Origin of the sequence: Planosporangium flavigriseum (assembly GCF_011947225.1) — a bacterium.
Classification (GTDB): Bacteria; Actinomycetota; Actinomycetes; order Mycobacteriales; family Micromonosporaceae; genus Planosporangium; species Planosporangium flavigriseum.
The window spans coordinates 120,119-143,373 of record NZ_JAATVW010000011.1 but is presented as its reverse complement, the minus strand read 5'-3'; the positions used below and the strand labels follow the sequence as shown (position 1 = coordinate 143,373).

At 66.7% G+C, this 23,255-nt stretch carries 23 protein-coding genes and 1 pseudogene; 12 read left to right on the top strand and 12 right to left on the bottom strand.

Annotated elements, in window-relative coordinates:
- Positions 1–39: 39 nt before the first annotated feature.
- The 6 genes from HC028_RS16770 to HC028_RS16745 all read right to left on the bottom strand — a co-directional run bounded on the left by HC028_RS16770 (position 40) and on the right by HC028_RS16745 (position 7,912).
- A complete protein-coding gene (locus HC028_RS16770) occupies positions 40–2,055 on the bottom strand; it encodes an ABC transporter permease (protein WP_168078268.1) in 2,016 nt (671 codons plus the stop codon).
- The gene (locus tag HC028_RS16765) at positions 2,055–3,134 is read right to left on the bottom strand and encodes a quaternary amine ABC transporter ATP-binding protein (RefSeq protein WP_168078267.1); all 1,080 of its coding nucleotides are present in this window, start codon (positions 3,132–3,134) and stop codon (positions 2,055–2,057) included. Before HC028_RS16765 ends, HC028_RS16770 begins: the two co-directional genes overlap by 1 nt.
- A gap of 19 nt (positions 3,135–3,153) precedes the next feature.
- Positions 3,154–4,623 (bottom strand): aldehyde dehydrogenase family protein, encoded by a 1,470-nt coding sequence (locus tag HC028_RS16760; protein WP_168078266.1) that lies wholly within the window; start codon positions 4,621–4,623, stop codon positions 3,154–3,156.
- A 100-nt stretch (positions 4,624–4,723) separates the two neighbouring features.
- Positions 4,724–6,385, bottom strand: coding sequence for a choline dehydrogenase (betA, locus tag HC028_RS16755; protein WP_168078265.1), 1,662 nt, complete (start codon positions 6,383–6,385; stop codon positions 4,724–4,726).
- A gap of 1 nt (position 6,386) precedes the next feature.
- Positions 6,387–6,722, bottom strand: coding sequence for a bifunctional 3-phenylpropionate/cinnamic acid dioxygenase ferredoxin subunit (locus HC028_RS16750; RefSeq protein WP_168078264.1), 336 nt, complete (start codon positions 6,720–6,722; stop codon positions 6,387–6,389).
- A gap of 14 nt (positions 6,723–6,736) precedes the next feature.
- Entirely contained in the window at positions 6,737–7,912 is a 1,176-nt protein-coding gene (locus HC028_RS16745; RefSeq protein ID WP_239075591.1) for an NAD(P)/FAD-dependent oxidoreductase, read from the bottom strand.
- A 163-nt stretch (positions 7,913–8,075) separates the two neighbouring features.
- On the opposite strand from HC028_RS16745, the gene HC028_RS16740 reads away from it, so the two are divergent.
- From HC028_RS16740 to HC028_RS16705, 8 genes are all read left to right on the top strand, one after another.
- Positions 8,076–8,852, top strand: a complete 777-nt coding sequence (locus tag HC028_RS16740; protein ID WP_168078263.1) for an IclR family transcriptional regulator — start codon at positions 8,076–8,078, stop codon at positions 8,850–8,852.
- A 64-nt stretch (positions 8,853–8,916) separates the two neighbouring features.
- Positions 8,917–10,203, top strand: a complete 1,287-nt coding sequence (gene glyA, locus HC028_RS16735) for a serine hydroxymethyltransferase (protein WP_168078262.1) — start codon at positions 8,917–8,919, stop codon at positions 10,201–10,203.
- 4 nt (positions 10,204–10,207) lie between these two features.
- Positions 10,208–11,068 (top strand): formyltetrahydrofolate deformylase, encoded by an 861-nt coding sequence (gene purU, locus HC028_RS16730; protein WP_168078261.1) that lies wholly within the window; start codon positions 10,208–10,210, stop codon positions 11,066–11,068.
- 19 nt (positions 11,069–11,087) lie between these two features.
- On the top strand, positions 11,088–12,173 hold the full coding sequence (locus HC028_RS16725) for an S-(hydroxymethyl)mycothiol dehydrogenase (protein WP_168078260.1): 1,086 nt from the start codon (positions 11,088–11,090) through the stop codon (positions 12,171–12,173).
- Positions 12,173–12,802 carry an MBL fold metallo-hydrolase gene (locus HC028_RS16720; protein ID WP_203981439.1) on the top strand — a complete coding sequence of 210 codons (630 nt, stop codon included), beginning with the start codon at positions 12,173–12,175 and terminating at the stop codon, positions 12,800–12,802. The genes HC028_RS16725 and HC028_RS16720 overlap by 1 nt, the downstream gene beginning before the upstream one ends.
- A gap of 179 nt (positions 12,803–12,981) precedes the next feature.
- Complete coding sequence (locus tag HC028_RS16715) at positions 12,982–13,881, top strand: PIN domain-containing protein (RefSeq protein WP_168078259.1); 900 nt, start codon at positions 12,982–12,984, stop codon at positions 13,879–13,881.
- Between the two features lie 165 nt (positions 13,882–14,046).
- A complete protein-coding gene (locus HC028_RS28735) occupies positions 14,047–14,388 on the top strand; it encodes a histidine phosphatase family protein (protein ID WP_168078324.1) in 342 nt (113 codons plus the stop codon).
- 160 nt (positions 14,389–14,548) lie between these two features.
- Positions 14,549–15,385 (top strand): hypothetical protein, encoded by an 837-nt coding sequence (locus tag HC028_RS16705; RefSeq protein WP_168078258.1) that lies wholly within the window; start codon positions 14,549–14,551, stop codon positions 15,383–15,385.
- A gap of 86 nt (positions 15,386–15,471) precedes the next feature.
- Here the strand turns inward: HC028_RS16705 and HC028_RS16700 are convergent, their stop codons facing one another.
- Together HC028_RS16700 and HC028_RS28510 are read right to left on the bottom strand one after the other, a co-directional pair.
- Complete coding sequence (locus HC028_RS16700; RefSeq protein WP_420850188.1) at positions 15,472–16,485, bottom strand: YaaC family protein; 1,014 nt, start codon at positions 16,483–16,485, stop codon at positions 15,472–15,474.
- A 78-nt stretch (positions 16,486–16,563) separates the two neighbouring features.
- The gene (locus HC028_RS28510) at positions 16,564–17,559 is read right to left on the bottom strand and encodes an HNH endonuclease (protein ID WP_203981440.1); all 996 of its coding nucleotides are present in this window, start codon (positions 17,557–17,559) and stop codon (positions 16,564–16,566) included.
- Positions 17,560–17,681: 122 nt separating this feature from the next.
- Between HC028_RS28510 and HC028_RS16690 the strand changes: the two genes are divergently transcribed.
- On the top strand, positions 17,682–18,344 hold the full coding sequence (locus HC028_RS16690; protein WP_168078256.1) for a hypothetical protein: 663 nt from the start codon (positions 17,682–17,684) through the stop codon (positions 18,342–18,344).
- A gap of 494 nt (positions 18,345–18,838) precedes the next feature.
- On the opposite strand, the gene HC028_RS16685 is transcribed toward HC028_RS16690, so the two are convergent.
- Positions 18,839–19,045 (bottom strand): DUF397 domain-containing protein, encoded by a 207-nt coding sequence (locus HC028_RS16685; RefSeq protein ID WP_168078255.1) that lies wholly within the window; start codon positions 19,043–19,045, stop codon positions 18,839–18,841.
- Positions 19,046–19,059: 14 nt separating this feature from the next.
- The gene (locus HC028_RS16680) at positions 19,060–19,929 is read right to left on the bottom strand and encodes a helix-turn-helix domain-containing protein (protein ID WP_168078254.1); all 870 of its coding nucleotides are present in this window, start codon (positions 19,927–19,929) and stop codon (positions 19,060–19,062) included.
- Positions 19,930–20,377: 448 nt separating this feature from the next.
- Between HC028_RS16680 and HC028_RS16675 the strand changes: the two genes are divergently transcribed.
- Both HC028_RS16675 and HC028_RS16670 read left to right on the top strand, forming a co-directional pair.
- Positions 20,378–20,605 carry a hypothetical protein gene (locus HC028_RS16675; RefSeq protein ID WP_168078253.1) on the top strand — a complete coding sequence of 76 codons (228 nt, stop codon included), beginning with the start codon at positions 20,378–20,380 and terminating at the stop codon, positions 20,603–20,605.
- A gap of 24 nt (positions 20,606–20,629) precedes the next feature.
- Positions 20,630–20,869 (top strand): hypothetical protein, encoded by a 240-nt coding sequence (locus tag HC028_RS16670; RefSeq protein WP_168078169.1) that lies wholly within the window; start codon positions 20,630–20,632, stop codon positions 20,867–20,869.
- A gap of 138 nt (positions 20,870–21,007) precedes the next feature.
- Here HC028_RS16670 and HC028_RS16665 read toward each other — a convergent pair whose 3' ends face one another.
- On the bottom strand, positions 21,008–21,364 hold the full coding sequence (locus tag HC028_RS16665; protein WP_168078252.1) for a hypothetical protein: 357 nt from the start codon (positions 21,362–21,364) through the stop codon (positions 21,008–21,010).
- Between the two features lie 139 nt (positions 21,365–21,503).
- On the opposite strand from HC028_RS16665, the pseudogene HC028_RS16660 reads away from it, so the two are divergent.
- Positions 21,504–21,692, top strand: a pseudogene (locus HC028_RS16660) (Tn3 family transposase); the annotation flags it as partial.
- 713 nt (positions 21,693–22,405) lie between these two features.
- Here the strand turns inward: HC028_RS16660 and HC028_RS16655 are convergent.
- Positions 22,406–22,957, bottom strand: a complete 552-nt coding sequence (locus tag HC028_RS16655; protein ID WP_373313976.1) for a carboxymuconolactone decarboxylase family protein — start codon at positions 22,955–22,957, stop codon at positions 22,406–22,408.
- Positions 22,958–23,255: the final 298 nt, after the last annotated feature.

Here is a 23,255-nt window from a genome sequence, read left to right as displayed (position 1 = left end):
GGAGGAGTCGGTTCACCTGTTGGTACGTGCCGATTCGCCTTACTTGTATCTGGGGATCGTTCCGCCGCCCGACCGCTGCGCCGCGGCGGACGTGATGCGGTCGAGCATGATGCCGAGCAGGACAATGGCGACGCCGGCGGCGAGGCCCTTGCCGTACAGCTGGTTCTGGGAGAACCCGGCGACCACGTCGTAGCCGAGCGCGCCGGCGCCGACGAGCGCGCCGACGACCACCATGGACAGCACGTAGATGAGGCCCTGGTTGGCGGCGAGGACCAGCGCCTGGCGCGCCATCGGTAGCTGGACCTTCGTGATGAGCTGCCAGGTGCTCGACCCTGCCGCCGTCGCGGCCTCCACGGTCGTCTCGGGCACGCCCCGGATCCCGTCCGCGATGATCTTGATCGCAACCGGTGCGGCGAACACGACCGCCGCGACGATCGCGGTGAACCGGGTGGCCGAGAACAGGGCCAGGAACGGGATCAGGTACACGAACGCCGGCATGGTCTGGCCGGCGTCCAGCACCGGCCGGATGATCCGGTCGGCGAGCCGGTTGCGGCCCATCCACACCCCGACGAGGACGCCCAGCGCCATCGTCAGCAGCGTCGCGACGATCGTCATGGCAAGCGTGCTCATGCTGTCCTGCCACAGCCCGGTGGCCACCAGCAGCCCCACGCACACCGCGGCCGTGACGGCCGCGCGGACACTGCCGAGCAGCGCGGCGAGCGCCACGACGACCGCGCCGACCAGCCACCACGGCGAATCCGACAGGAAGCCCTGGAACGGGTTCAGCAGGCCGACGGTGACCGCTTCCTTGATACCTCCGGTGACGGTCCCGACGTCACCCTGGGCCCAGTCGGTCACAGCGGAGGCGGCCCGCGAGACGTAGCTGCCGACCTCGAAGCCGGACGGGAACTCGGCCGCCCAGACGTAGGTGTACGACAGGTACGCGCAGACCAGCGCCGCGACGCCGCCGGCGGCCAGTAGCGGCCGGCGCAGGCGCTCAGCCCGGCCGCCCACGTGCCGGCGGCCCTCCTCGACCCGCGCGCTCGCCGCCGTCGTGACCCGGTCCAGGACGATGGCCATCACCACGATCGCGAGCCCCGCGTTGAACGCGGTGCCCACGTCGAGGGTCTGCAGCGCCTTGATGACCGTCTTGCCCAGGCCGGGCGCATCGATGAGGGCCGCGATCGTCACCATCGACAACGCCGCCATGATCGTCTGGTTGGCGCCGAGCACGATGGTGCGCTTGGACAGCGGCAGCAGCACCTTCGTCAGCGTCTGCCACCGAGTCGCACCGAGCGACTCGGTCGCTTCGCGCGGCGACTCGGGCACCGACCGGATGGCGTGCGCGGTGAGGCGGATAGCCGGCGGCGCGGCGTAGATCAGGGTCGCGATCGTCGCCGACGCCGGTCCGATCAGGAAGAACAGGGTGAGCGGCGCGAGGTAGACGAACGTCGGCATGGTCTGCATGAAGTCCAGCACCGGTGTGATCAGCCGGTTGAACCGGTCCGACAGCCCGGCCCAGATGCCGAGCGGGATGCCGAAGATCAGGGCGACGAGGACCGCCGACAGCGTGAGGGCGAGGGTGTCCATGCTCTCCCGCCACAGCCCCTGCAGGCCGAACAGCACGAACCCGGCCGCGGCGAGCAGCGCCACCCGCCAGTTGGCGAACGCCCAGGCGGCGTACGCGACGAGCGCGACCACGCCCAGCCAGCCCAGGACGGGCACCGGCCGCCCGAACGACGGCTGCGCGATCAGCCCCTGGACGAACGTGACCAGGGTATCGATGACCAGGCGGATCTCATTGAAGAAGTACAGGAAGATCGGGCTGGTGTTGCGGTTGGCGCCGACCGTGTCGTTGACGTCGTTGATCCAGCGGTGCAGCGGCGTCAGGTCCGCCTTGCCCAGCGCCAGCGTGTCCCGATGGCGCAGCAGGAGCCAACCGACGACCCAGATCGCCAGAATGCCGACCACGACGAGGGGCCGGCTGGCGCGCCGCCCCCGACGGGCCGTAGCCGGCGCGACGGCGGGGCGCGTGGTCGTGGTCGTGACGGCCATCAGGCACCGGCCTCGGTGCCGGCCACCACGGCGAGGATCTCCTCATCGCCGACGATCCCGAGCAGCTTCCCGTCCGCCACCACCTTCACCGGCTTCTCGGCGGCGAGCACCACCCGAATGGCGTCCCGCACGATGACGTCCGGGCCGAGTTCCGGGCCGTCCAGTACGTCGTCCGGCCGCGGCTCCCGCATGATCCACCGCAGCGTGAGGACGTGGGAGCGGGGCACGTCGCGGACGAAATCCCGGACGTAGTCGTCGGCGGGCGCGCCGACAAGCTCGTCACCCGTACCGCACTGCACCATCTTGCCGTCGCGCATGATGAGGATCCGGTCGCCCAGCTTGAGCGCCTCGGACAGGTCGTGGGTGATGAAGACCATCGTCTTGCCGACCTCGCGGTGCAGTCGGATGACCTCGTTCTGCATGTCCCGGCGGATGAGCGGGTCGAGCGCGGAGAACGGCTCGTCGAAGAAGAGTACGTCCGGGTCGCCGGCGAGCGCTCGGGCCAGCCCGACCCGCTGCTGCATGCCGCCCGACAGCTGGTCGGGGTACGAGTTCTCGTACCCGCTCAAGCCCACGAGTTCGATGATCTCCATGGCGCGCTTGGTGCGCTCGGACTTGCCGGTGCCGCGGATCTCCAGGCCGTACGCGACGTTGTCGACGACCCGCCGGTAGGGGAGCAGGCCGAAGTGCTGGAAGACCATGGAGAACTTCTGGCGGCGCAGTTCGCGCAGCCGCTTCTTGTCCGCGTGCAGGATGTCCTCGCCCTCGAACACCACCTCGCCCGCGGTCGGCTCGATGAGCCGGGTCAGGCACCGGACCAGGGTGGACTTGCCGGAGCCGGACAGCCCCATCACGACGAACACCTCGCCGGGCGCCACGTCGAACGTGACTTCACGAACCGCGGCCGTGCAGTTCATGCGGTCCATCAGCTCGCGCCGGGACAGCCCGGCCAGCTCGGGCGAGCCGGGCACCTGGTCCGCCTTCGGCCCGAACACCTTCCACAGGTCCCTGACCGAGATGACCGGGGACCGGGACTCGATGGCCTGCTGTTGCGGCGGCGCCGCCGTCTCGGTACTCATGACGCCTCTCCTGCGCGCTCTAGCCGCGGAACCAGTACTGCGGACGGGGGTCGATGTTCTGCCAGATGTGCTTGGTCTCGCGGTACTCGTCGAGCCCGGTCGGGCCCAGCTCGCGGCCGATCCCGGACTGCTTGAACCCGCCCCACTCCGCCTGGGGCACGTACGGGTGGTAGTCGTTGATCCAGACGGTGCCGTGCCGCAGCCGCTGCGCGACGCGCTGCGCCTTGCCGGCGTCCTGGGTCCACACCGCCCCGGCGAGGCCGTAGTCGGTGTCGTTGCCGATTCTGACGGCCTCGTCTTCGGTCGTGAAGGTCTCGACGGTGAGGACGGGTCCGAAGGACTCGTCGCGTACGACGCTCATGCCGGCGTGGCAGCGGTCCAGCACGGTCGGCCGGTAGTAGAAGCCCTCAGCCAAATGCGGCTCGGAGGGTCGGCGGCCGCCGCAGCGCAGGACCGCACCCTCCGCTACACCGGCCGCGACGTACGCCTCCACTTTGGACCGGTGCGCGGCGGAGATCAGCGGGCCGGTCTCCGCGTCGGGGTCGAACGGGCCGCCGAGGCGGATCTTCTCAGCGCGCGAAACCACGGCGTCGACGAAGGCGTCGTGGATCGACTCCTCCACCACGAGCCGGGCGCCAGCGGAGCAGACCTGCCCGGAGTGGAGGAAGACCGCGGTGAGCGCGAAGTCGACGGCGGTGTCGAAGTCGGCGTCGGCGAAGATGATGTTCGGGTTCTTGCCGCCCAGTTCGAGGGCGACCCGCTTCACCGTCGCGGCCGCGGCCGCCATGATTCCGCGCCCGGTGGACAGGCCCCCGGTGAACGACACCAGGTCGACGTCCGGGTGCTCGGCCAGGGGCGCCCCCGCTGAAGCGCCGGCACCGAGCACCAGGTTGGCGACGCCGGCCGGCAGCCCGGCCTCTTCGAGGATCCGCATGAGCAGGATCGCCGTGGAGGGCGTCAGCTCGCTGGGCTTGAGGACGAACGTGTTACCGGCGGCGAGGGCCGGGGCGACCTTCCACGACGTCTGCAGCAGCGGGTAGTTCCACGGGGTGATGAGGCCGCACACCCCGATCGGCTCGTGCACGACCCGGCTGATCGCGTCGGCGCGGCCGGTGTCGATGACGCGGCCGCTGTCGGTGCCGGCGATGCCGCCGTAGTACCGGAAGCACGAGGCGACGTCGGCCATGTCGTATTCGCTCTCCACCAGGCGCTTGCCGGTGTCGAGCGATTCGGCGCGGGCGAGGTCCTTCGCGTCCCGTTCGATCAGGTCCGCGAAGCGCAGGAGCAGCGCGCCGCGTTCGCGGGCCGGGGTCGACGGCCAGGGGCCGGAGTCAAAAGCAACGCGCGCGGCGGCGATGGCGGCGAGGGTGTCCTCGCGCGTGGCTTCGGCGACGGTCGCGACCAGGCTGCCGTCGGCAGGGCAGCGGATTTCGCGGCTACCACCGGCGACCGGGGTGCGCCATTCTCCGCCGACGTACAGCTCTGTCACGGTTGGCTCCAAGTTGCGCCATACGCATCAGCGCGCTGAATAAGAAACAACACCATCCCGCGAGCGGGGACGCGCGTCAAGGGTTTGATGGCCATGGCGGTCAGCCGCTGTGGCGCCGGTAGAACTGCACGCCGGAGGCGGCCAGCGGCGTGTTGCCCAGGATCAGGTCGGCTGCCTTCTCGGCCACCATCATCACCGGCGCGTAGATGTTGCCGTTGGTCACGTACGGCATCACCGACGCGTCGACGACGCGCAGACCCTTCACCCCGTGTACGCGCATGCTGGTCGGGTCGACGACGGACATCTCGTCGGTGCCCATCTTCGCCGTGCACGACGGGTGCAGCGCGGTCTCGCCCTCCCGGGCGACCCAGTCGAGGATCTCCTCGTCGGTCTCCACCGACGGGCCGGGGGAGATCTCGCCGCCGTTGAAGGGGTCCAGCGCCGGCTGGTTGAGGATCTTCCGCGTCACCCGGATCGCCTCGACCCACTCCCGCCGGTCCTGCTCGGTGGACAGGTAGTTGAAGCGCAGCGCCGGCTTCACCCGCGGGTCCGGGCTCTTTATCTTCACCGAGCCGCGGGCGTCGGAGTACATCGGACCGACGTGCACCTGGTAGCCGTGGCCGCCGGCGGGCGCGGACCCGTCATAGCGGACCGCGATCGGCAGGAAGTGGTACATCAGGTTCGGGTACGCGACATCGTCGTTGCTGCGTACGAAGCCGCCGGCCTCGAAGTGGTTGGTGGCGCCCGGCCCCTTACGCAGGAACAGCCACTGGGCGCCGATCCACGGGGCGCGCCACTTCGCCAGGTACGGCTGCATCGACACCGGCTGGAGGCAGCTGTGCTGGACGTACACCTCAAGGTGGTCCTGGAGGTTCTCGCCGACGCCGGGGAGGTGGTGCACGGGCCGGATGCCCAGCGCGCGTAGTTCGTCGGCGTTGCCGACGCCGGACAGCTGCAGGAGCTGCGGCGTGTTGATGGCGCCGCCGCACAGGATCACCTCGCCGGCGTACACCCGGCGCGGCGTGCCGGAACCGCCCTTCGTGTACTCCACCCCGGTCGCGCGGTCGCCGTCGAACAGGACCCGGGTGACGAGCGCGCGCGTGCGCACCTCGAGGTTGGGGCGCTTCATCGCGGGGTGCAGGTACGCGCGGGCCGCCGACAGCCGCCGGCCGTGACGGACGTTGCGGTCGAACCGCGCGAAGCCCTCCTGCTGCTCGCCGTTGACGTCGCTGGTGAGCGGGAACCCGGCCTGCCGGCCCGCCTCGATCATCGCGCCGAACAGCGGGTTGGTGGCCGGGCCGCGCTCCAGGATCAGCGGGCCGTCGTGACCGCGGTACGGGTCGTCCGGGTCGGCCGCGAGGCAGTTCTCCATCTTCTTGAAGTACGGCAGGCAGTGCGCGTAGTCCCAGGTCTCCATGCCCGGGTCGGCGCCCCAGCGCTCGTAGTCCATCGGGTTGCCCCGCTGGAAGATCATGCCGTTGATGCTGCTCGACCCGCCGAGCACCTTGCCGCGCGCGTGGTAGATGCGCCGGTTGTGCATGTACGGCTCGGGCTCGGACTCGTACTTCCAGTCGTAGAACCTGCTGCCGATCGGGAACGTGAGCGCCGCCGGCATGTGGATGAACACGTCCCACGGGAAGTCGGACCGGCCGGCCTCCAGGACCAGGACCTTGTTGGACGGGTCGGCGGACAGCCGGTTGGCCAGGGCGCTGCCGGCGGACCCGCCGCCGACGATGACGAAGTCGTACCGCTGTGACGTCATTTCACACTCCGGGCGGGAGGTTGGGGGCGGCGTCGGAGACCGCGACGTGGACGATGCCGTCGGTGACGGTGACCTGGTGTGTGCGTACCGGCTTCTTGGCCGGCGGCGCGTCCACCTTTCCGGTGCGCAGGTCGAACCGGGACGCGTGCAGCGGGCACTCGACCTCGCACCCCTCCAGCCAGCCGTCGGCCAGCGACGCGTCCTGGTGCGTGCAGGTGTCGTCGATCGCGAAGACCTCGCCGTCCTCCGTGTGGAAGATCGCGATCGGGGGCTCGACCTCCCACCGGTACGCCTCTCCCTTCGGGATGGCGCTGAGCGGGCAGACGGGTTGCGACATGCGTACTCCTGCGGTCATGCGGCGGACGCCGGGGCGGGGTCGGGGGCGCTCAACTGGCGCCGCCAGCGGGTGAACAGCTTCGGCTGGTTCATGCCGAGGACGGCGACCGGGCGGCCGGCGCGCTCGTACACGGCGAGGAAGCTGCGCTGGTCGGGGTCGCCCTCGACGATCCGTACGGAGTCGGTGCCGGTGCGGTGCCCGGCGAACTGGATGCGCACGCCGTACTGGTCGGACCAGAAGTATGGGGCGGCGGTGTGCTCGCGCCGCTCGCCGAGCAGCGTGGCGACGGCCGCGGCCGGCTGTTCGAGGGCGTGCGTCCAGTGCTCGCTACGGACAACCCCGCCCGCGTACGGGGAGTACGCCGCTGCACAGTCGCCGATCGCGACGACCGACGGCACCCTGGTCGCGCCGGCCGCGTCGGTGACGACGCCGTTCGCGAGGTCGAGGCCGGAACCGATCAGCCACTCCACGTTCGCACTCGCGCCGATCCCGACGACCACCACGTCGGCCGGCAGCCGGGTGCCGTCGGTGAGTTCGACCGCTTCCACTCTGGACCCGCCGGTGACGGCGGCGACGCCGACTCCGGTGCGCAGGTGCACCCCGTGGTCGGCGTGCAGGCCCGCGCAGACCGCGCCCAGCTCGGCGCCGAGCGGGCCGGCGAGCGGCGTGGGCAGCGCCTCGATGACGGTGACGTCCAGGCCGAGCGACCGGGCGCTGGAGGCGACCTCCGCGCCGATGAAGCCGGCGCCGACCACGACGAGCCGTTCGGCGGCGGCGAGGTCGGCGCGCAGGGCCACGGCGTCGTCGAGGGTGCGCAGGGTGTGTACGCCGTTGAGCCCCTCGGTCCCGGGCAGTTGCCGGGCGCGGGCGCCGGTGGCGAGGATGACCGCGTCGGCGTGGACCTCCGAACCGTCGGCCAGGGTGACGCTGCGGCTGCCGGGGTTCAGGCGCACCGCGGCGGTGCCGAGGCGCCAGTCCACCTCAAGGGACTCGTCCGGATCGCCGAGCGCCAGGTCGTCTTCGGTACACGTGCCGGCGAGGAACGCCTTCGACAGCGGCGGCCGGTCGTACGGTACGTGCGGCTCCGCTCCGATGGCGATGATCGTGCCGTCGTAGGCCTGGTTGCGCAGCGCGCGGGCAGCGGAGAGGCCGGCGAGCGAGGCGCCGACGACCGCGATGCTGCGAATCACGCCATTGCCTCCGATTCGGATCGAGCCGTTGTGAATAGCGGAACGGATCGTGAGATACGCAACAGCGTGCACGCAGGTCCGGGCCCCGTCAAGAGATGAAATTCGGTGTTTACACGACGGGGTGGATCTCGCCGCATCGCGGAATCTCGCTTATCGTTGCGCCATGAGCAACTCCGCCGAGTCCGCACCCGCGCTCGTCCAGTCCGTCGACCGTGCGCTCAGCATCCTGGAGATCCTGGCGCGCCGGCGCGAGGCGGGGGTGACCGACATCGGCAAGGAGCTGGGCGTACACAAGTCCACCGCCTTCCGGCTCCTCGCCGTCCTGGAGACCCGCGGCTTCGTCGAGCAGGCCGAGGAGCGCGGCACCTACCGGCTCGGCTTCGGCATCGTCCGGCTGGCCGGCGCGATCACCGCGCAGCTCGACCTGACCCGGCAGAGCCGCCCGGCGTGCGAGCGGCTGGCCGCCGAGCTGGGGGAGACCGTCAATGTCGCGATCCTCGACGGTCACCGTGCCGTCAACGTCACCCAGGTGCTCGGCGCCGCGTCGGTCGCCAGCCACAACTGGGTCGGGAAGCAGACCCCGCTGCACGCCACGTCCAGCGGCAAGGTTCTCCTCGCGTACGCCTCGCACGGTGTCCGTGAGTCGGTACTTGGCCATGCGCTGGAGCGGTTCACCGAGAGCACCGTCACCGACGCGGGGCGGCTCGAACGGGAGCTGGAGGAGATCAAGAAGCTAGGCTGGGGCAGCACCGCCGAGGAGTACGAACTGGGCCTGAATGCCGTCGCCGCTCCGATCCGGGCCGCCGATGGTTCCGTGGTCGCCGCGCTGAGCATCTCCGGCCCGGCGTACCGCCTCGCGTCGGACTCGTTCCCGGAGGTGGCGGAGCGGGTCATCGCCGCGGCCGATGAGGTCAGCGCCCGGATGGGATTCTTCGGGTAACCGTTGTGTAATTCGCAACGCGCGGCGTAGTGTGCAACCCACGCCGCCGCGAAGGAGTCTGCTCATGGTGCATGTCGATTCCCGTACGCTGCTGGACCTGCCACTCGCCGAGCTCGATCCGGAGGTCGCCCAGGCCGTCGGTCAGGAGCTGCGGCGACAGCAGTCCACCCTCGAAATGATCGCCTCGGAGAACTTCGCTCCGCGGGCGGTCATGGAGGCGCAGGGCTCGGTCCTGACCAACAAGTACGCCGAGGGGTACCCGGGCCGCCGCTACTACGGCGGCTGCGAGCACGTCGACGTGACCGAGCAGCTCGCGATCGACCGGGTGAAGGCGCTGTTCGGCGCCGCGTACGCCAACGTCCAGCCGCACTCGGGCGCGCAGGCCAACGCCGCCGCCATGATGGCGCTGCTGACGCCGGGCGACACGATCCTCGGCCTCGACCTCGCGCACGGCGGCCACCTCACGCACGGCATGCGCATCAACTTCTCCGGGAAGCTGTACAACGTCGTCGCCTACCACGTTCGCGAGGACGACAACCTGGTCGACATGGACGAGGTGGAGCGGCTCGCGCAGGAGCACCGGCCGAAGCTCATCATCGCCGGCTGGTCGGCGTACCCGCGCCAACTGGACTTCGCGCACTTCCGCCGGATCGCTGATTCCGTGGGCGCGTACCTGATGGTGGACATGGCGCACTTCGCCGGCCTCGTCGCCACCGGGCTGCACCCCAACCCGGTGCCGCACGCGCACGTCGTCACCACCACCACGCACAAGACGCTCGGCGGCCCGCGCGGCGGCGTCATCCTGTCCGGCTCGGACGAACTGGCCAAGAAGCTCGCCTCCGCCGTCTTCCCCGGCCAGCAGGGCGGCCCGCTCGAACACGTCATCGCGGCGAAGGCCGTGGCGTTCAAGGTGGCCGCGTCTGCCGAGTTCGCCGAGCGGCAGCAGCGCACCCTGGAGGGCGCCCGCATCCTCGCCGAGCGGCTCTCGGCGACCGACCCGGCCGCCGGGGTCAAGGTGCTCACCGGCGGCACCGACGTCCACCTGGTCCTCGTCGACCTGCGCGACTCCGCGCTCGACGGCCAGCAGGCCGAGGACCGGCTGCACAGCGTCGGGATCACGGTCAACCGCAACGCCGTACCGTTCGACCCGCGCCCGCCGATGGTCACCTCCGGCCTGCGGATCGGCACGCCCGCCCTCGCAACCCGTGGCTTCCAGGCCGACGACTTCCGCGAGGTGGCCGACATCATCGCCACCGCGCTCCAGCCGTCGTTCGATGACGCGGTCGGCAACGATCTACGGGCCCGGGTCACCAAGCTGGCCGAGCGCCACCCGCTCTACCCGGAACTGTGATCGCATGAGCCCTGTTTCTGACTACGTCCTCACGCTGACCTGTGAGGACCGTCCCGGCATCGTCCACTCGGTGACCGGGTTCCTCGTCGCGAACGGCTGCAACATCGTCGAGTACCAGCAGTTCGGCGACCAGGACTCCGGCCACTTCTTCATGCGCGCGCACTTCCAGCGGGCCGGCGTCGACCTCGACGTCGCCGCGCTGCGGGCCCGGTTCGCCGCGACCACGGCCCGCCCCGACATGGAGTGGGGCATGTACGCCGCCGACGACCGGCCCCGCCTGCTCATCATGGTGTCGAAGCTCGGGCACTGCCTCAACGACCTGCTGTTCCGGTGGAGCATCGGCTCGCTGAACGCCGAGATCGTCGGCATCGTCTCCAACCACCCGGACTTCGCCGACCTGGCAGCGTCGTACAAGCTGCCGTACTACCACGTGCCGGTCACCCCGGAGACGAAGCCGGAGGCGGAGGCGCGCCTGCTGCAGATCGTCGACGAGCACCAGGTCGACCTGGTCGTGCTCGCCCGGTACATGCAGGTCCTGTCCTCTTCGCTCTGTGAAACCCTCGCTGGGCGGGCGGTGAACATCCACCACTCGTTCCTGCCGAGCTTCGCCGGCGCCCGCCCCTACCACCAGGCGTACACGCGGGGCGTCAAGCTCATCGGCGCCACAGCGCACTTCGTGACCGCCGACCTCGACGAGGGCCCGATCATCGAGCAGGAAGTGGCGCGGGTCGACCACACCAACAACCCCGCCGAGCTCACCGCGATCGGCCGCGACGTCGAATGCCTGGCCCTCGCGCACGCCGTCGAGGCGATCGTCGAGCGGCGCGTCCTGCTCAACGGCAACCGCACGGTCGTTTTCCGCTAATCCATCTTCGGGAGTTCGTATGGCACACGAGGTACGCGGAGTCGTCGCCCTTTCAAAGGGTGCGCCGGTCACCGTTGAGACGATCATCGTGCCGGACCCGGGGCCGGGGGAGGCCCTGGTAAAGGTCCAGGCGTGCGGCGTCTGCCACACCGACCTGCACTACCGCGAGGGCGGCATCAACGACGACTTCCCGTTCCTGCTCGGCCACGAGGCGGCCGGGATCGTGGAAGCCGTCGGTGACGATGTCACGTCGGTTGCTCCCGGTGACTTCGTGATCCTGAACTGGCGCGCGGTCTGCGGGCAGTGCCGCGCCTGCCTGCGCGGCCGGCCCTGGTACTGCTTCAACACGCACAACGCGAAGCAGAAGATGACCCTGGCTGATGGCACGGTGTTGTCGCCGGCGCTGGGCATTGGTGCCTTCGTCGAGAAGACCCTCGTCGCCGCCGGCCAGTGCACCAAGGTGGACCCGGCCGCGTCGCCGGCCGCGGCCGGCCTACTCGGCTGCGGCGTCATGGCAGGCCTGGGTGCCGCCATCAACACCGGTGCCGTGGGACGCGGGGACTCCGTCGCGGTCATCGGCTGCGGTGGCGTTGGTAATGCTGCTATTGCCGGTGCGCGGCTGGCCGGGGCCGGGAAGATCATCGCGGTCGACCTCGACGGGCGGAAGCTCTCGTGGGCGCGCGACTTGGGCGCGACCGATGTCGTCAACGCTTCTGGTACCGATCCGGTGGAGGCGATCCGTTCGCTGACCGGCGGGAACGGTGCGGACGTGGTTATCGATGCGGTGGGGCGGCCCGAGACGTACAAGCAGGCGTTCTACGCCCGCGACCTCGCCGGGACTGTTGTGCTGGTTGGGGTGCCGACCCCGGAGATGAAGCTGGAGCTGCCGCTGCTGGACGTGTTCGGGCGGGGTGGGTCGCTGAAGTCGTCGTGGTACGGCGACTGCCTGCCGTCGCGGGACTTCCCGATGCTGGTGGACCTGTACCTGCAGGGGCGGCTGGACCTCGACGCGTTCGTCAGCGAGACGATCGCGTTGGACGGCGTGGAGAAGGCGTTCGAGAAGATGCACAAGGGCGAGGTGCTGCGCTCGGTGGTCGTCTTCTGATGGCGGCACGCGTCGAGCACCTGGTCACGTCCGGGACGTTCAGTCTGGACGGTGGCACGTGGGACGTCGACAACAACGTGTGGCTCGTGGGGGATGACGACGAGGTTGTCGTGATCGACGCCGCGCACGACGCCACGGCGATCGCTGCGGCGGTGGGTTCGCGGCGGGTCGTGGCGATTGTCTGCACGCATGCGCACAACGACCACATCGACGCCGCGCCTTCGTTGGCGAAGCTGACCGGGGCGCCGGTCCTGCTGCACCCGGCCGACCGGGTCCTGTGGGACATGACCCACCCGGACCGGGCGCCGGATGGGGAGCTGGCTGACGGGCAGCGCTTGGCCGTGGCTGGGACCGAACTGGAGGTACGGCACACACCGGGGCACGCTCCGGGGGCGGTGTGTTTGTACGCGCCTTCGCTGGGGGTCGTCTTCACTGGTGACACCCTGTTCCAGGGTGGGCCGGGAGCGACGGGGAGGTCGTACAGCGACTTCCCGACCATTGTGGAGTCCATTCGGGAGCAGCTGTTGGGGTTGCCGGCGGAGACGGTTGTGCACACCGGGCATGGGGAGAGTACGAGCATCGGCGCCGAGGCGAAGGACGTGGAGGCCTGGCTCGCTCGGGGCCACTGATGTGAGTGCACCTACGCGGCTGGGCTCATAACCCAGAGGTCAGAGGTTCAAATCCTCTCCCCGCTACCAGGGAAAACGACCCGCCAGAGATCATCTGGCGGGCCGTTTTTGCGTCCGGGTAACCAAATCTGTGACCATGGGCTTGCCTACCGCCAAGTCGATGGGGAAGCGATCACCCGATGACCGGACGAGGAACGAGACCCCCGACCTATCTCGACCGCCTGCTTGCCGAGCTTGATGAGATCCACGCGAGCTACCTCAAGGTGCTCGACGCTTCAACCATCAAGAACATTGACCCAAACCGTGGGGGCGGAGGCCTCGTCGTCTTCATTGGTGCCGCCAAGTGGGGATGGGGCGCGAACGATGATGCGCTTGAGGCTTCGCGGATGGCCTTGCTGCGGCGTCTTCGCGATTGGGAGCCACGGTTCCGGCTCCTGTTTCCGCACCCGACGCCAACAGTAAGCAAGCGACTTGACGACTCTCTAGGCCGCATGGAGCGGTGGCTTGTGCGGAAGCGCCGTGAGCACATCCCGTCGAACATCCCGGCTGCTGTGGAGAAGATCGAGGCCGACGTTGCTGAGCTTCGTTCGCTTGCCGAGCTGCTGCCAGCGGATGAGTACAGGATCCGGCTTACGGTGGACACGAACACGTTGATCGACAATCCCGACCTGGCCGCTCATGTCGAGGAGCTTGGTCGTAGGTACATGGTTCATGTTCTGCCTGTCGTGCTTCGCGAGATTGATGACCTCAAGCGTGCAGGTCGAACCCCGGAGCTTCGTGAGGCAGCCAAGCGGGCGGATCGGCGTCTCAAGAGCCTCCGGGTTAATGGAGACATCCAAGCGGGCGTTCGAGTAGCCGGCGACGTTTACGCTGTGTTCGAGCACATCGAGCCGAGGGATGATCGCCTTCCGTCCTGGCTTGATCTGACGGTGCCGGATGATCGTTTCGTGGCGTCAAGCCTGCTTCTCCAGTCCAGGCACCCAGGGTCGGCCCTTTACATTGCGACCAGCGACATGAACTTGCAGACGAAACTCGCCGCAGTGGGCTTGCCGTTCATCGAGCTTCCCGACAGTGACTGAGCGAATCCGGTGGGCGAGCGTCACGTCAGCTTGCGCTGAAGTCTGGCCCACGGCGCCGTGGGCCAGACTTCAGCGCGTCGTACCTTCTGGTTGCTAGGGCTTCCCTGAGGCCAGGATCAGCTTGGCGACGGTGGCAGCGGCGTCCTTGTCGAGCCCCGGCGAGCGCTGAACGTAGGTTCGCATCGTGAACCCGACGAAAGGTGGTCAACCGACCCGCACAACCCCAACCGTCCGCTACCACACGACGCCGAGACCTGGACGGACTACCTCGACCGCGCTACCAGAGACTTGGGCAACATCTTGGACCGACACCCCAGCGGCCGAGTACTCGTCGTAGGCCACACGGAGACGCTCGCCGCGATGTATGCGCTGCTCCTCGGTGTCCGGAACCTTGGCAGCCTCAAGGTCGACATGAAGCCATGCGGCCTGAGTGTGTGGCGTGCGGTGCAGGAGTGGTCCGGGGCGGTATACGCGAAACAGCGGTGGGCGCTCGTCGATCGCCGTTAACTAGTTCCGGCGCACCTCGCTTCTCGTATCTGGCGTATGGGGCTCCAGGTAGATGGCACTGGACGGTCAGCCCAGTGTCGGATTTCTGACGGTAGCAAAGAGTCGCGTAAGGCAATCGATAAGTTGCGGTTACTGCTTGCGGCGATCGAAAGGCGCGGAAATGGTCAATCCTCGCAGCTACAAGTCAGGTGATTTGGTAGGACTCATTTCCTTAAGTGGATCGATGTGCTACTACCCTGACTGTATCGAACGGATCGTGCGAATCGTTGAAGGGGAGCCCATCGTTCAGGCGGAGATAGCGCATATATGTGCTGCTAATCAAAATGGTCCTCGGTACGTGGCTGACATAAGTGACGAAGACCGAAGGGCGTTCCCGAACCTAATATTCCTCTGCGTCGCGCATCATAAGATTGTCGACAGGAATCAGGGTGCAGGCTATTCGATTGAAACTCTACGGCGATGGAAAGTCGCGCGAGAGACGCCCGCTTTGGCGGAACTTCGGGGACTACGCGATCTGACTGAAGACCGACTGCAGGAGATGATCGGCGACGCTCTAGAGTCAGCACACGACAGGGTTGGTGATGCGCTGGCGCGGCTTGAGGAGACGGATAGGGAGGCAGCCAGTCTCCTTGCGGCTGTCCTGGATGAAGTCAGCAGCTCGGGTCGGTTTGGTATCGTTCCCGACCCGGATGCTGCGATGATTTTGGCGCGATCAGCCGACGCATTAAGTGGTTTGCCCGATTACGCTCCCATGATGGCGACGGCGTCTGAGAATCTGCGCGGACTGCCGGAATATGTTTCGATGATTGTGAGTGCTGCGGAAAATCTGGGGAGCTTGGCGGAATACGCCGCGATGATAGTGGCGGCGTCTGAGAAGCTTAGTGGACTGCCTGACTATGCTCCGATGATCGTGGATGCGGCAGAGAGATTGGGGAGCCTTCCTGACTACGTTGCGCAGCTCAATTCGGCGATACGTCACCTTAATCAGCATCGTTAACGCTTGATGCGTAAAGTCTGATCATTGGGTCCCGTTCCGAACGACGGCTCTCTCCAGTTTCGGCTAGCAGGCCGGCGACTTACTAGCTATCGATCACTGGCCGCGACTTCGCAGATGGTCCTGTGGATTAGTTCGGGTAGCACAGCTATTGCCTCATGCAGAATATGTTCAATGGCTACTGCTGCTGGGCTTGAGTTAACTGAAATTAACTTCACCCACAAACTCGGCTCGTAGCGAGCAAGCTTCGAAAGGGCGTACAGTGCGGCCCACCAGAGCAGGAATGGGTGTGGCGGTCTGGGGTCGGTGCCGATGGCGGGGAAAGCGAGATGCCCGCTGCGGTAGCCGACAGTGTGACGTAACAGTTCTTTGTCGTTACTTAAGTCGGGGCGTTTCCTCCATTCGATCCTAACCTGAGTGACCTCGGTGCTGTAGCCGAGGACATCAATCGGTTGCCCCTCTGGTGTTGTAAACTCCCACCCATTGAGAGATGGGAACTGTTCGAGAAATTGTCTAACTGCCGCTCTCTTATGATTCCAGTTCACGGCTACGCCCGATGGGTCGTCGGTTGGCTCGACCATGTTCATCAATGCTGACGGGACAGGAACCCGTGCGGGCGTTTTGTGCTCATCGCTGACGCCGTACGCCGCAAGGCTGACATGAATCGGTTGTGCCATCCCCATTCCTGGGAGCGGGAACCGTGTGCTTTCTGGCAGCAGACACCACAGGTCGCCGAGGGGCAACGGAGTTGGTAGAGAGGCTGCGCCCAGAATGTCAGCCAACTGGGTAAATGAGCCGCTTCCCTGGTTCTGCAGGGTAAGGGATGCGAGGGTGTCCGGAGTTAATCCGTTGGCTTCCGAGTTAGTGATGCCATGGCCCTTTAACTGCCATTGGTTGCTGTATTCCTTGCCTATGACCGCTGCCGCCACAGCGCGGCCTGCCTGAGAAAGTCCGTAAAACAAGAGAAGGGGGCTCGCGGCAGGAGTAACCAGTTGTGCCGCGGTGAAGAGTTGCTCGGCCTGTTCGAGGGCTGCGTCAAAGGTCGCCTTACGGGCGCCTTTGCTTGCCCATCCAGGTGGGTTGTGGCGAAGACTCCTCAGCATCTGCCACGCGCGTGCAGGTGGGGTAGTCCCCAGGTCGCCCCAAGTCTGACCGTACATTTGCGCCCCCCTTCTACCCGCTTATATTGACAACTGTTGTGCGTCTATGAGGTCGCGCAGCTTTTCCACCGTTAGCCAAGGCTTTATGCGGTGGATCATTCGGTGGCAGTTCGAGCAGATCAGGGCGAGATCGCTGAGTCGGGTGTCCGTCTCTCCCGTGACGTGGAGGGGGGTGCGGTGGTGGCACTCGATGTAGTCGAGTCCGCGGGGGCCGTAGGTACGGGCGAAGTCGAAGCCGCACGCCTCACACGCGATCGGTACGCCGCGGCGCTTGGCGTCCGCAATCTTGTGGCGGCGAAGCTTTGGGTCGCGCTCGTACCGGAGGTGGGCACGGAGTGCTACACCGCCCTCCCTGGCGGCTACGTCGTCAAGGTCCGGGTCCGGCACGTCGGTGGCGACGACCGCGCCGCTGGCTAACAGCTCGCGAATGCGGGCTGCCATGGCGTGCATTTTCGTGGGGTCAGCGAGGAAGTCATTGAGAACTTCCTTGTTGAGCCGGTTGCCGTTGGTGGGTCGCCCGCGGTAGTCGGGGTGGGTGCTGGCGATGTTGCGAGTCTTGAGCGCGACGCCGGCAGGGTTTCGGAAGTCCGGGTTGCGTTGGTCGACCGGGTGGATTGCGGGACTCTGTAGAAGTTCCGACAGTGCCTTGGCTCGCGAGTCGCTCGCGTCCACTCGCTCCCAGCTGTTGGCCTTGACTAGCTCACAAGCGAGAATGATCTCGTCGCGCGTCCACTCTGGGTTGGGCAAGTACCGGACGGTGAAGCCAAGCGCTTCCAACCGCTGAGCAACCGTCTTATCGCCACCGCTGAAGTCCGTCGGGCCGAGCGCCGTTCCGGTGCTGACCCCATGGGCATAACCGGTGATGGCCTTCGAGTCGTAGAGCCGACCGTCATGCTGGAGGTAGTAGGCGCGCGAGCGGCCGAAGCCGGTCGAGCGCAGGAATGCCTCTCGACCGCCATGGTCGAACTCTTCGATAGCGGCGAGCACACCGGCGCGCGTCACATCGGCAAGGGTCACCCCGTGACGGTACGGCCTAGGCGCGGCGTTGTGGATCGTCCATCATGCCGTACTTATGTCGGAGCTAGTGGCGCGCATGGCCGTGACGGCTCAACCACGACTGTGTCGACTAGGTTGCTCTCGTGGTAGCGAGAAAGACGAATGACACGTACGTCACGTACGACCTGGGCTGGGTGCGTATGTGGCGCGACGATCTGGCTGAGGTTGTCCAGATATTGTCCGCCCTAGGGGGCACGACAACCCTGAGCGCAGGCGACTACACGCTTGACAGCGTCGATGACCTCGCAACGTTGTCGCAGCCAGTGGTCTCGGACTTCATGCTTATCGTCAATCAGACTCGCGCGGTGCTTACGCTAGACGGCCGGATTGCCCGCTTAGAGATGAAGAACCCAGACCTTACTGCGCGCGGAGCGGCGGCCGAGGTGGCACGAGTCGCACGCAGATGCCAGCGACGTGGGGCGTTCTTCATTCAGCGGCGTTGGCTGCTAGGGGCAGTTGCCATCCTGGTGCTTGGTGCTACGTATGCGGTGATCGAGGCTCTCGGCGCGGTATCGAAGAGTCTTCAGTGGAGTGCGGTAGCTGTTGTGGCGGTTCTGTTGATCTTCAATCAAGCTACGCACGGGAAGCCTGCCTGGTTGCGTCGGGCGGTGATCTATACCCGTACTCGTTCCGAGGCTCCGCCCTTCTGGGAGAGGAAGCGGGATGACATCTGGATCGCGGTGGTGTCCGGGTTCGTCTTCCTGGTGCTGGGTGTCGTGGTTGGCTACGTGTTGCCTAAGTCTTGAGTCGGCGGTCTCTGGCGCAACTACCTGACCCGCCAACCGTGCCAACAATCGCTGGTGGAGTACGTCGGTAGCGTGACCAGACGTGTGACCAAGACGGGTGGTCACCGGGCGGAATGACCGGGACGACCTGAGACGGATCTGAGAGTCTGCACAGCTCAAGTAGGCTGCGACGGGACGGGTGAGACGGGTTGTGTGCTACTCATAACCCAGAGGTCAGAGGTTCAAATCCTCTCCCCGCTAGCGGGGAACGAGTCCCGGTCTCCGCTGAGGATGACGATGCCTACTGGCGCCAGGCCATGGTCGCCGGTGCCGGGACGGATAGTGGCCGACCGCTTCTCATTCTGTTACTCAAGCAGGGTGAGCTTGTCGAGGTGGTAACGGTGCTGTGCCGGGCACTCGTTCGTCCGGCGGGGTCAAGGGCCCCACGCGGGCGTATGGAGAAGCGGCTGTGTCGGCGCAAACAAGGCAGCTGAGCGACGAAGGCGGGCAGCCCTTTAGCTCTGGTCGAACAAGCCGCCCTTCGCGCTGTGCAGGAAAGCCGTCCACTCATCCGGCGTGAAGACCAGGACAGGGCCGTTGGGGTCTTTGCTGTCGCGTACGGCCACGGCGTCGCCGAGGTCGGCCACCTCGACGCACTGGCCGTCGCCGCTCGATCGGCTGCTCTTCTTCCAGCGGGCGCGGGACAGGTCAGCTGTGCTCATCCCGCCCCTCCTCTCTACGTGATCGCATCTGCTTGGGCCTCGATCATCCGCACTGAACCGGACGGATCGAGCGCCAGCGCCTGCAGATGATCGAAGAGCATGGTAAAACGCCGCAGGTCCGGCGCGCGCTCGAGAAACAGGTCGCCGGCCATGCTGTCGATGTAGACCAGGTCCGGGTCGGCTGGGTCAGGGAAGTCCATGACCACGAATGAGCCGAGCATCCCCGTGTGAGCACCGCTGCTGAACGGGATCACCTGTAGCGTGATGTGTGGCTGGTTGGCGGCGGTCACCAGCGCCTGAAGTTGCTTGACCATGACCGTCGTGCCGCCGACGCGGCGGTGTAGCACGGCTTCGTCGAGGATCGCCCAGAGCCTGAGCGGGTGCTTCTTGCGCAGCACCTCCTGGCGCTGCAGGCGCGCCTCGACGCGGTGCTCCACCTCGTCGTCGCTAGCGAACGGCAGGACGCCCTTGATGATCGCGCGGGCGTACTCCTCGGTCTGGAGCAGGCCGGGCACGAACAGCGACTCGTAGTTGCGGATCGAACGGGCATCGCCCTCGAAGCTGATGTAGGTCGTGTACTGCTCAGGTAGCTCGCTCTCGAACTGTTGCAGCCAGCCGAGTTGGGTGGCTTGCCGGGACAGCGCGATCAGCTCGGAGCGCCGAGCCTCGTCGGTCACGCCGTACGTGTCCAGCAACGCCATCAGGGTGCGGCGCTGTGGGCGTACCTTGGCTGTTTCGATGCGGTAGAGCGTCGCGGGGTTGATGCCGGTCTGGTCGCTCACTTCCTCGCGGGTCAGGCCAGCGGTCGTGCGCAGACCGCGCAGCTCGCTGGCGAGCCGGCGCAGGCGCACGGTGGGTGGCTGGCGTCGAGCCGACAAGTCCATGTCCCTTCGCTCCCGTCGTAGTCAGAGTCTCCCTGCTATGCAGTTGCAATAAAAGGCAGCTGCGGCAAGTGATGATCGTGCGTCTGCATGCCTTGCATTCTCCGTATTGCACGTCCACTATGGAGCGCAGCATGCCACGTCCCGCGAACCGGGGCGAGACCATCTCGGCGGCTTCCCGGTAGTGGTTCGAAGCGCGTGACAGCGGCCGTCGAGACACCGAATAGCGACGCACCATGCCGGCACAGGAGGTGACGGACGTGGCGTACACGTTCGCGCTAGTCGGAACCGCAGTACTCGGCTTCCTGGCCGGGCTGTTCTCGTTCAAGGTCAAAACGCGCTGGTGTCCCAGATGCGGGTTGAGGTTGACGTGCCCTGGCTGTCAGGGCACGGGCGGAGCCCAGGCGCGGTGAACGAGGCAGTCGCGCCCTCACTACTCAGAGGGGACCCCATGGACCCGGAAACCGTGGCCCGGATACGGGCCGCTCACTCCGTCACCGTCACCTGGTGGGGCTGCGCCGTACAGCTCACCTGCCTGACCTGCCGGATCGCGTACCCATGCCTGGCCATCATCGCGCTGGAGGAGCGGTTCCGTCTGGAGCAGAAGCGCGGCAACGTCGGGCGGCCCTCTGTGTCAGCCTTCAGTGAGGCAGGACTTGAAGCAGAAACGTTGAGCTGAGGGCGAGCGAGGAGTCGACCTGTAGTGAGTTCGAGCAACCAGGTGCCGGATCCGGAGGTTCCGGCGAAGGCGCGGTCGCGGACGTATTCCGCGTCGTACAAGACGCGGATCCTGGCCCGGGCCGACGTGCTCGCCGCCGCCTACACCCGCACCCCGGAACGGTTCGTGCGCAAGCACCCCGAGCCACCCGCCCTATCCGGCACGGTATGGATCAACAAGCCGCCCAGCCAGGACACCGACCAGGCTCACCCGAAGAATTCCTGACCAACCCGCCTCAAAAACGTTGACACGTACCGTGCTTTGGGTCCTCGTTGGCGGCGTGCTCTCTATGACGCTCGGCCTGTGAACGCGACGCGTAACTTCACGGCGGCTCTGTACCCCAGTGCTCCGATAACGCTGATGTCAAAGGCCGAGCGCCAGAGAGAGCACACCTCCGACCAGTAGCCAGCCGACAGCGATCAACATAGGCACGAAACACCAATCCTGCGCATACAGCCTCAAGCTGCGCACGAAGTATGGAACAAGCGTTACCAGTCCGACGAAGGCCAGCACGGCAGCGACAATCGCCATGTAGGTCAGGCGCAACGACCCAATCACGTGTTGCTCGCTGTACAGGTTGTAGGCACTGTAAACGCGCATCGCTAGGTACGCGTCAAGTAACGCATTGGTAAGCAACGTAACGAACAGACAGACCACATAACCTGCTCTGCCCCACGCCGACACAGGCTGACGGCGCACGTCACCAGACGGTGAAGACATCTCCAAACCCCCTGCTTGGCGTGCCGCTCTCGCCTGTTGAGCAGCCACTACGCAGTCAATCAGCCGTGATAATCCCCAGCTGTCATCAGGTAGCAGGAAGTCGCCATCATCCGAACGGCTACGGATTCGCCGCCTAGCTTTGGAATTGCGTAAGATCGGGGTTCTGGCGCTGCACTTCGTTGACCTGGTCTACGACCCGCACGACGGGCCCCGGCCGGAGATGCTCATCAGCGACGCCGGGTCGTACTCCGACCTGATCTTCGGCATCGTGACCCTGCTCGGCTTCGGCTACCGGCCGGTGCTGGCCGACCTACCCGACACCAACCTGAACAGCTCGCAGTGACGGCGCCGACCGGCCAAGCCCTCGCCGCATCGGAGTAACGGCAGGATGGCGGAACTCGGATAGGGATCAACCGGAGCACACCAGCCCTGGCAGCGGGAGTCACCCGTAGGACTGAGACGCAGCTACCGCGCAGGTCTCCATCCCGGAAGGTGTCGGTGAATGGCCGTACCTTTGCGATGTGATCAATCCCGGCACGCTTCCGGTCGACGGCACCACGGAGGCAGTCGTCTCAGCAAACATGACGGTCTTCGTCGCCGCGGTGCTGGAGCATTGCGCGCGTTGGCCGGCGACCCGGTTCGTGACCCGCAGACCGACCGAGATGGCCGGTACGGCTACCTGCTGCCGGTGGCAGACGGCTCGACGGTGTCGGTGCTCATGCCTGGCGTTGAACTGCAGCGCGTCCGTGACGATCTGACCGCAACGGCACCCTGCCTGTACGTCAGTAACGAGGCCTGGTGGTGGCCGTCCGCCGTCATCCAGGCCGCCAGTGCGACAGCCCGACCGGTCGTAGCTGAACCGATCCCTCAGGCCGAGCGAGACATACACGGCTAGGGCGTAGTCGGACGAAGTGCCAACTCTCCTCTACGCGCTGCGGATGAGGAGAGCACAACCGTCGAGGCGCTGCGCTTGCTAGCACAGGGCAACGCCGAGGCGGCTGAGGCCGCACGCCTCGAACGGTGGCCCTGACTGCGGTGGCGTCAGCGGCTACTGCGCAGGTAGCCGGTTTCGGCCAGGGTTTTGCCGTGGTCTACGTACGCCTCTGGCTCGACCGGTGCCCACGTCGCCAGGCCGTCGACGTACCGATTGAACATGCAGAAGGCCGCGGCGATGAGCACCGTGTCGTGAACCGCTTTGTCGTCGGCGCCCGCAGCGCGGGCGCGCGCGACGTCGTCGGCCGTGACGTTGCGTCCGTCGTCGCGCACCTTGTCAGCGATCGCCAGGAGTGCCTTCAGCTTTGGGTCGACCGGCGCGCGGTCGCCGCCCGCGCGTACCTGGTCGACGATCTCGGCATCGTCACCGAGCAGATGGCGGGCAACTGCACTATGGGTCTCGGCGCAGAACCTGCACGCGTTGCGACTGGATACGTAGGCCGCGATGGTCTCGCGCTCGCCCGGGGTCAGCGACGACGGTCCGCGAAGCAGCGCCTCGGCCAACGCGTTGAGCGGACCGCCGGTCTCGGGATACTGCGCGATCGGGCCGGCGATGCCGGGCAGGTTGGGCGGTAACTCGATGTACGGCACGATAACCACTCTCCAACGATGAGCGTCACTGAACTCGGATGCGAAACATCGTGGTCGCGGCACGGATCGCTGTCCAGTCACCATCCGGCCACCTACGGTGGCGCGTACTCTTCTACCGCGACCAGCGCGGTCGTAGCCGATGTGAGTGTGTTCCGCCGGAGCAGACGGCGGCGACTTATCGACGAAGGCTGCAACCTCCGGTCGGAGATTACGCCGTGTTCCATGTGATCGGCGATTACCAGGCGCAGGCCAACGGCCCGCGATGCGAGCAGTGACGGCCAAGGCTGACAGGCGACCAAGGTCTCCC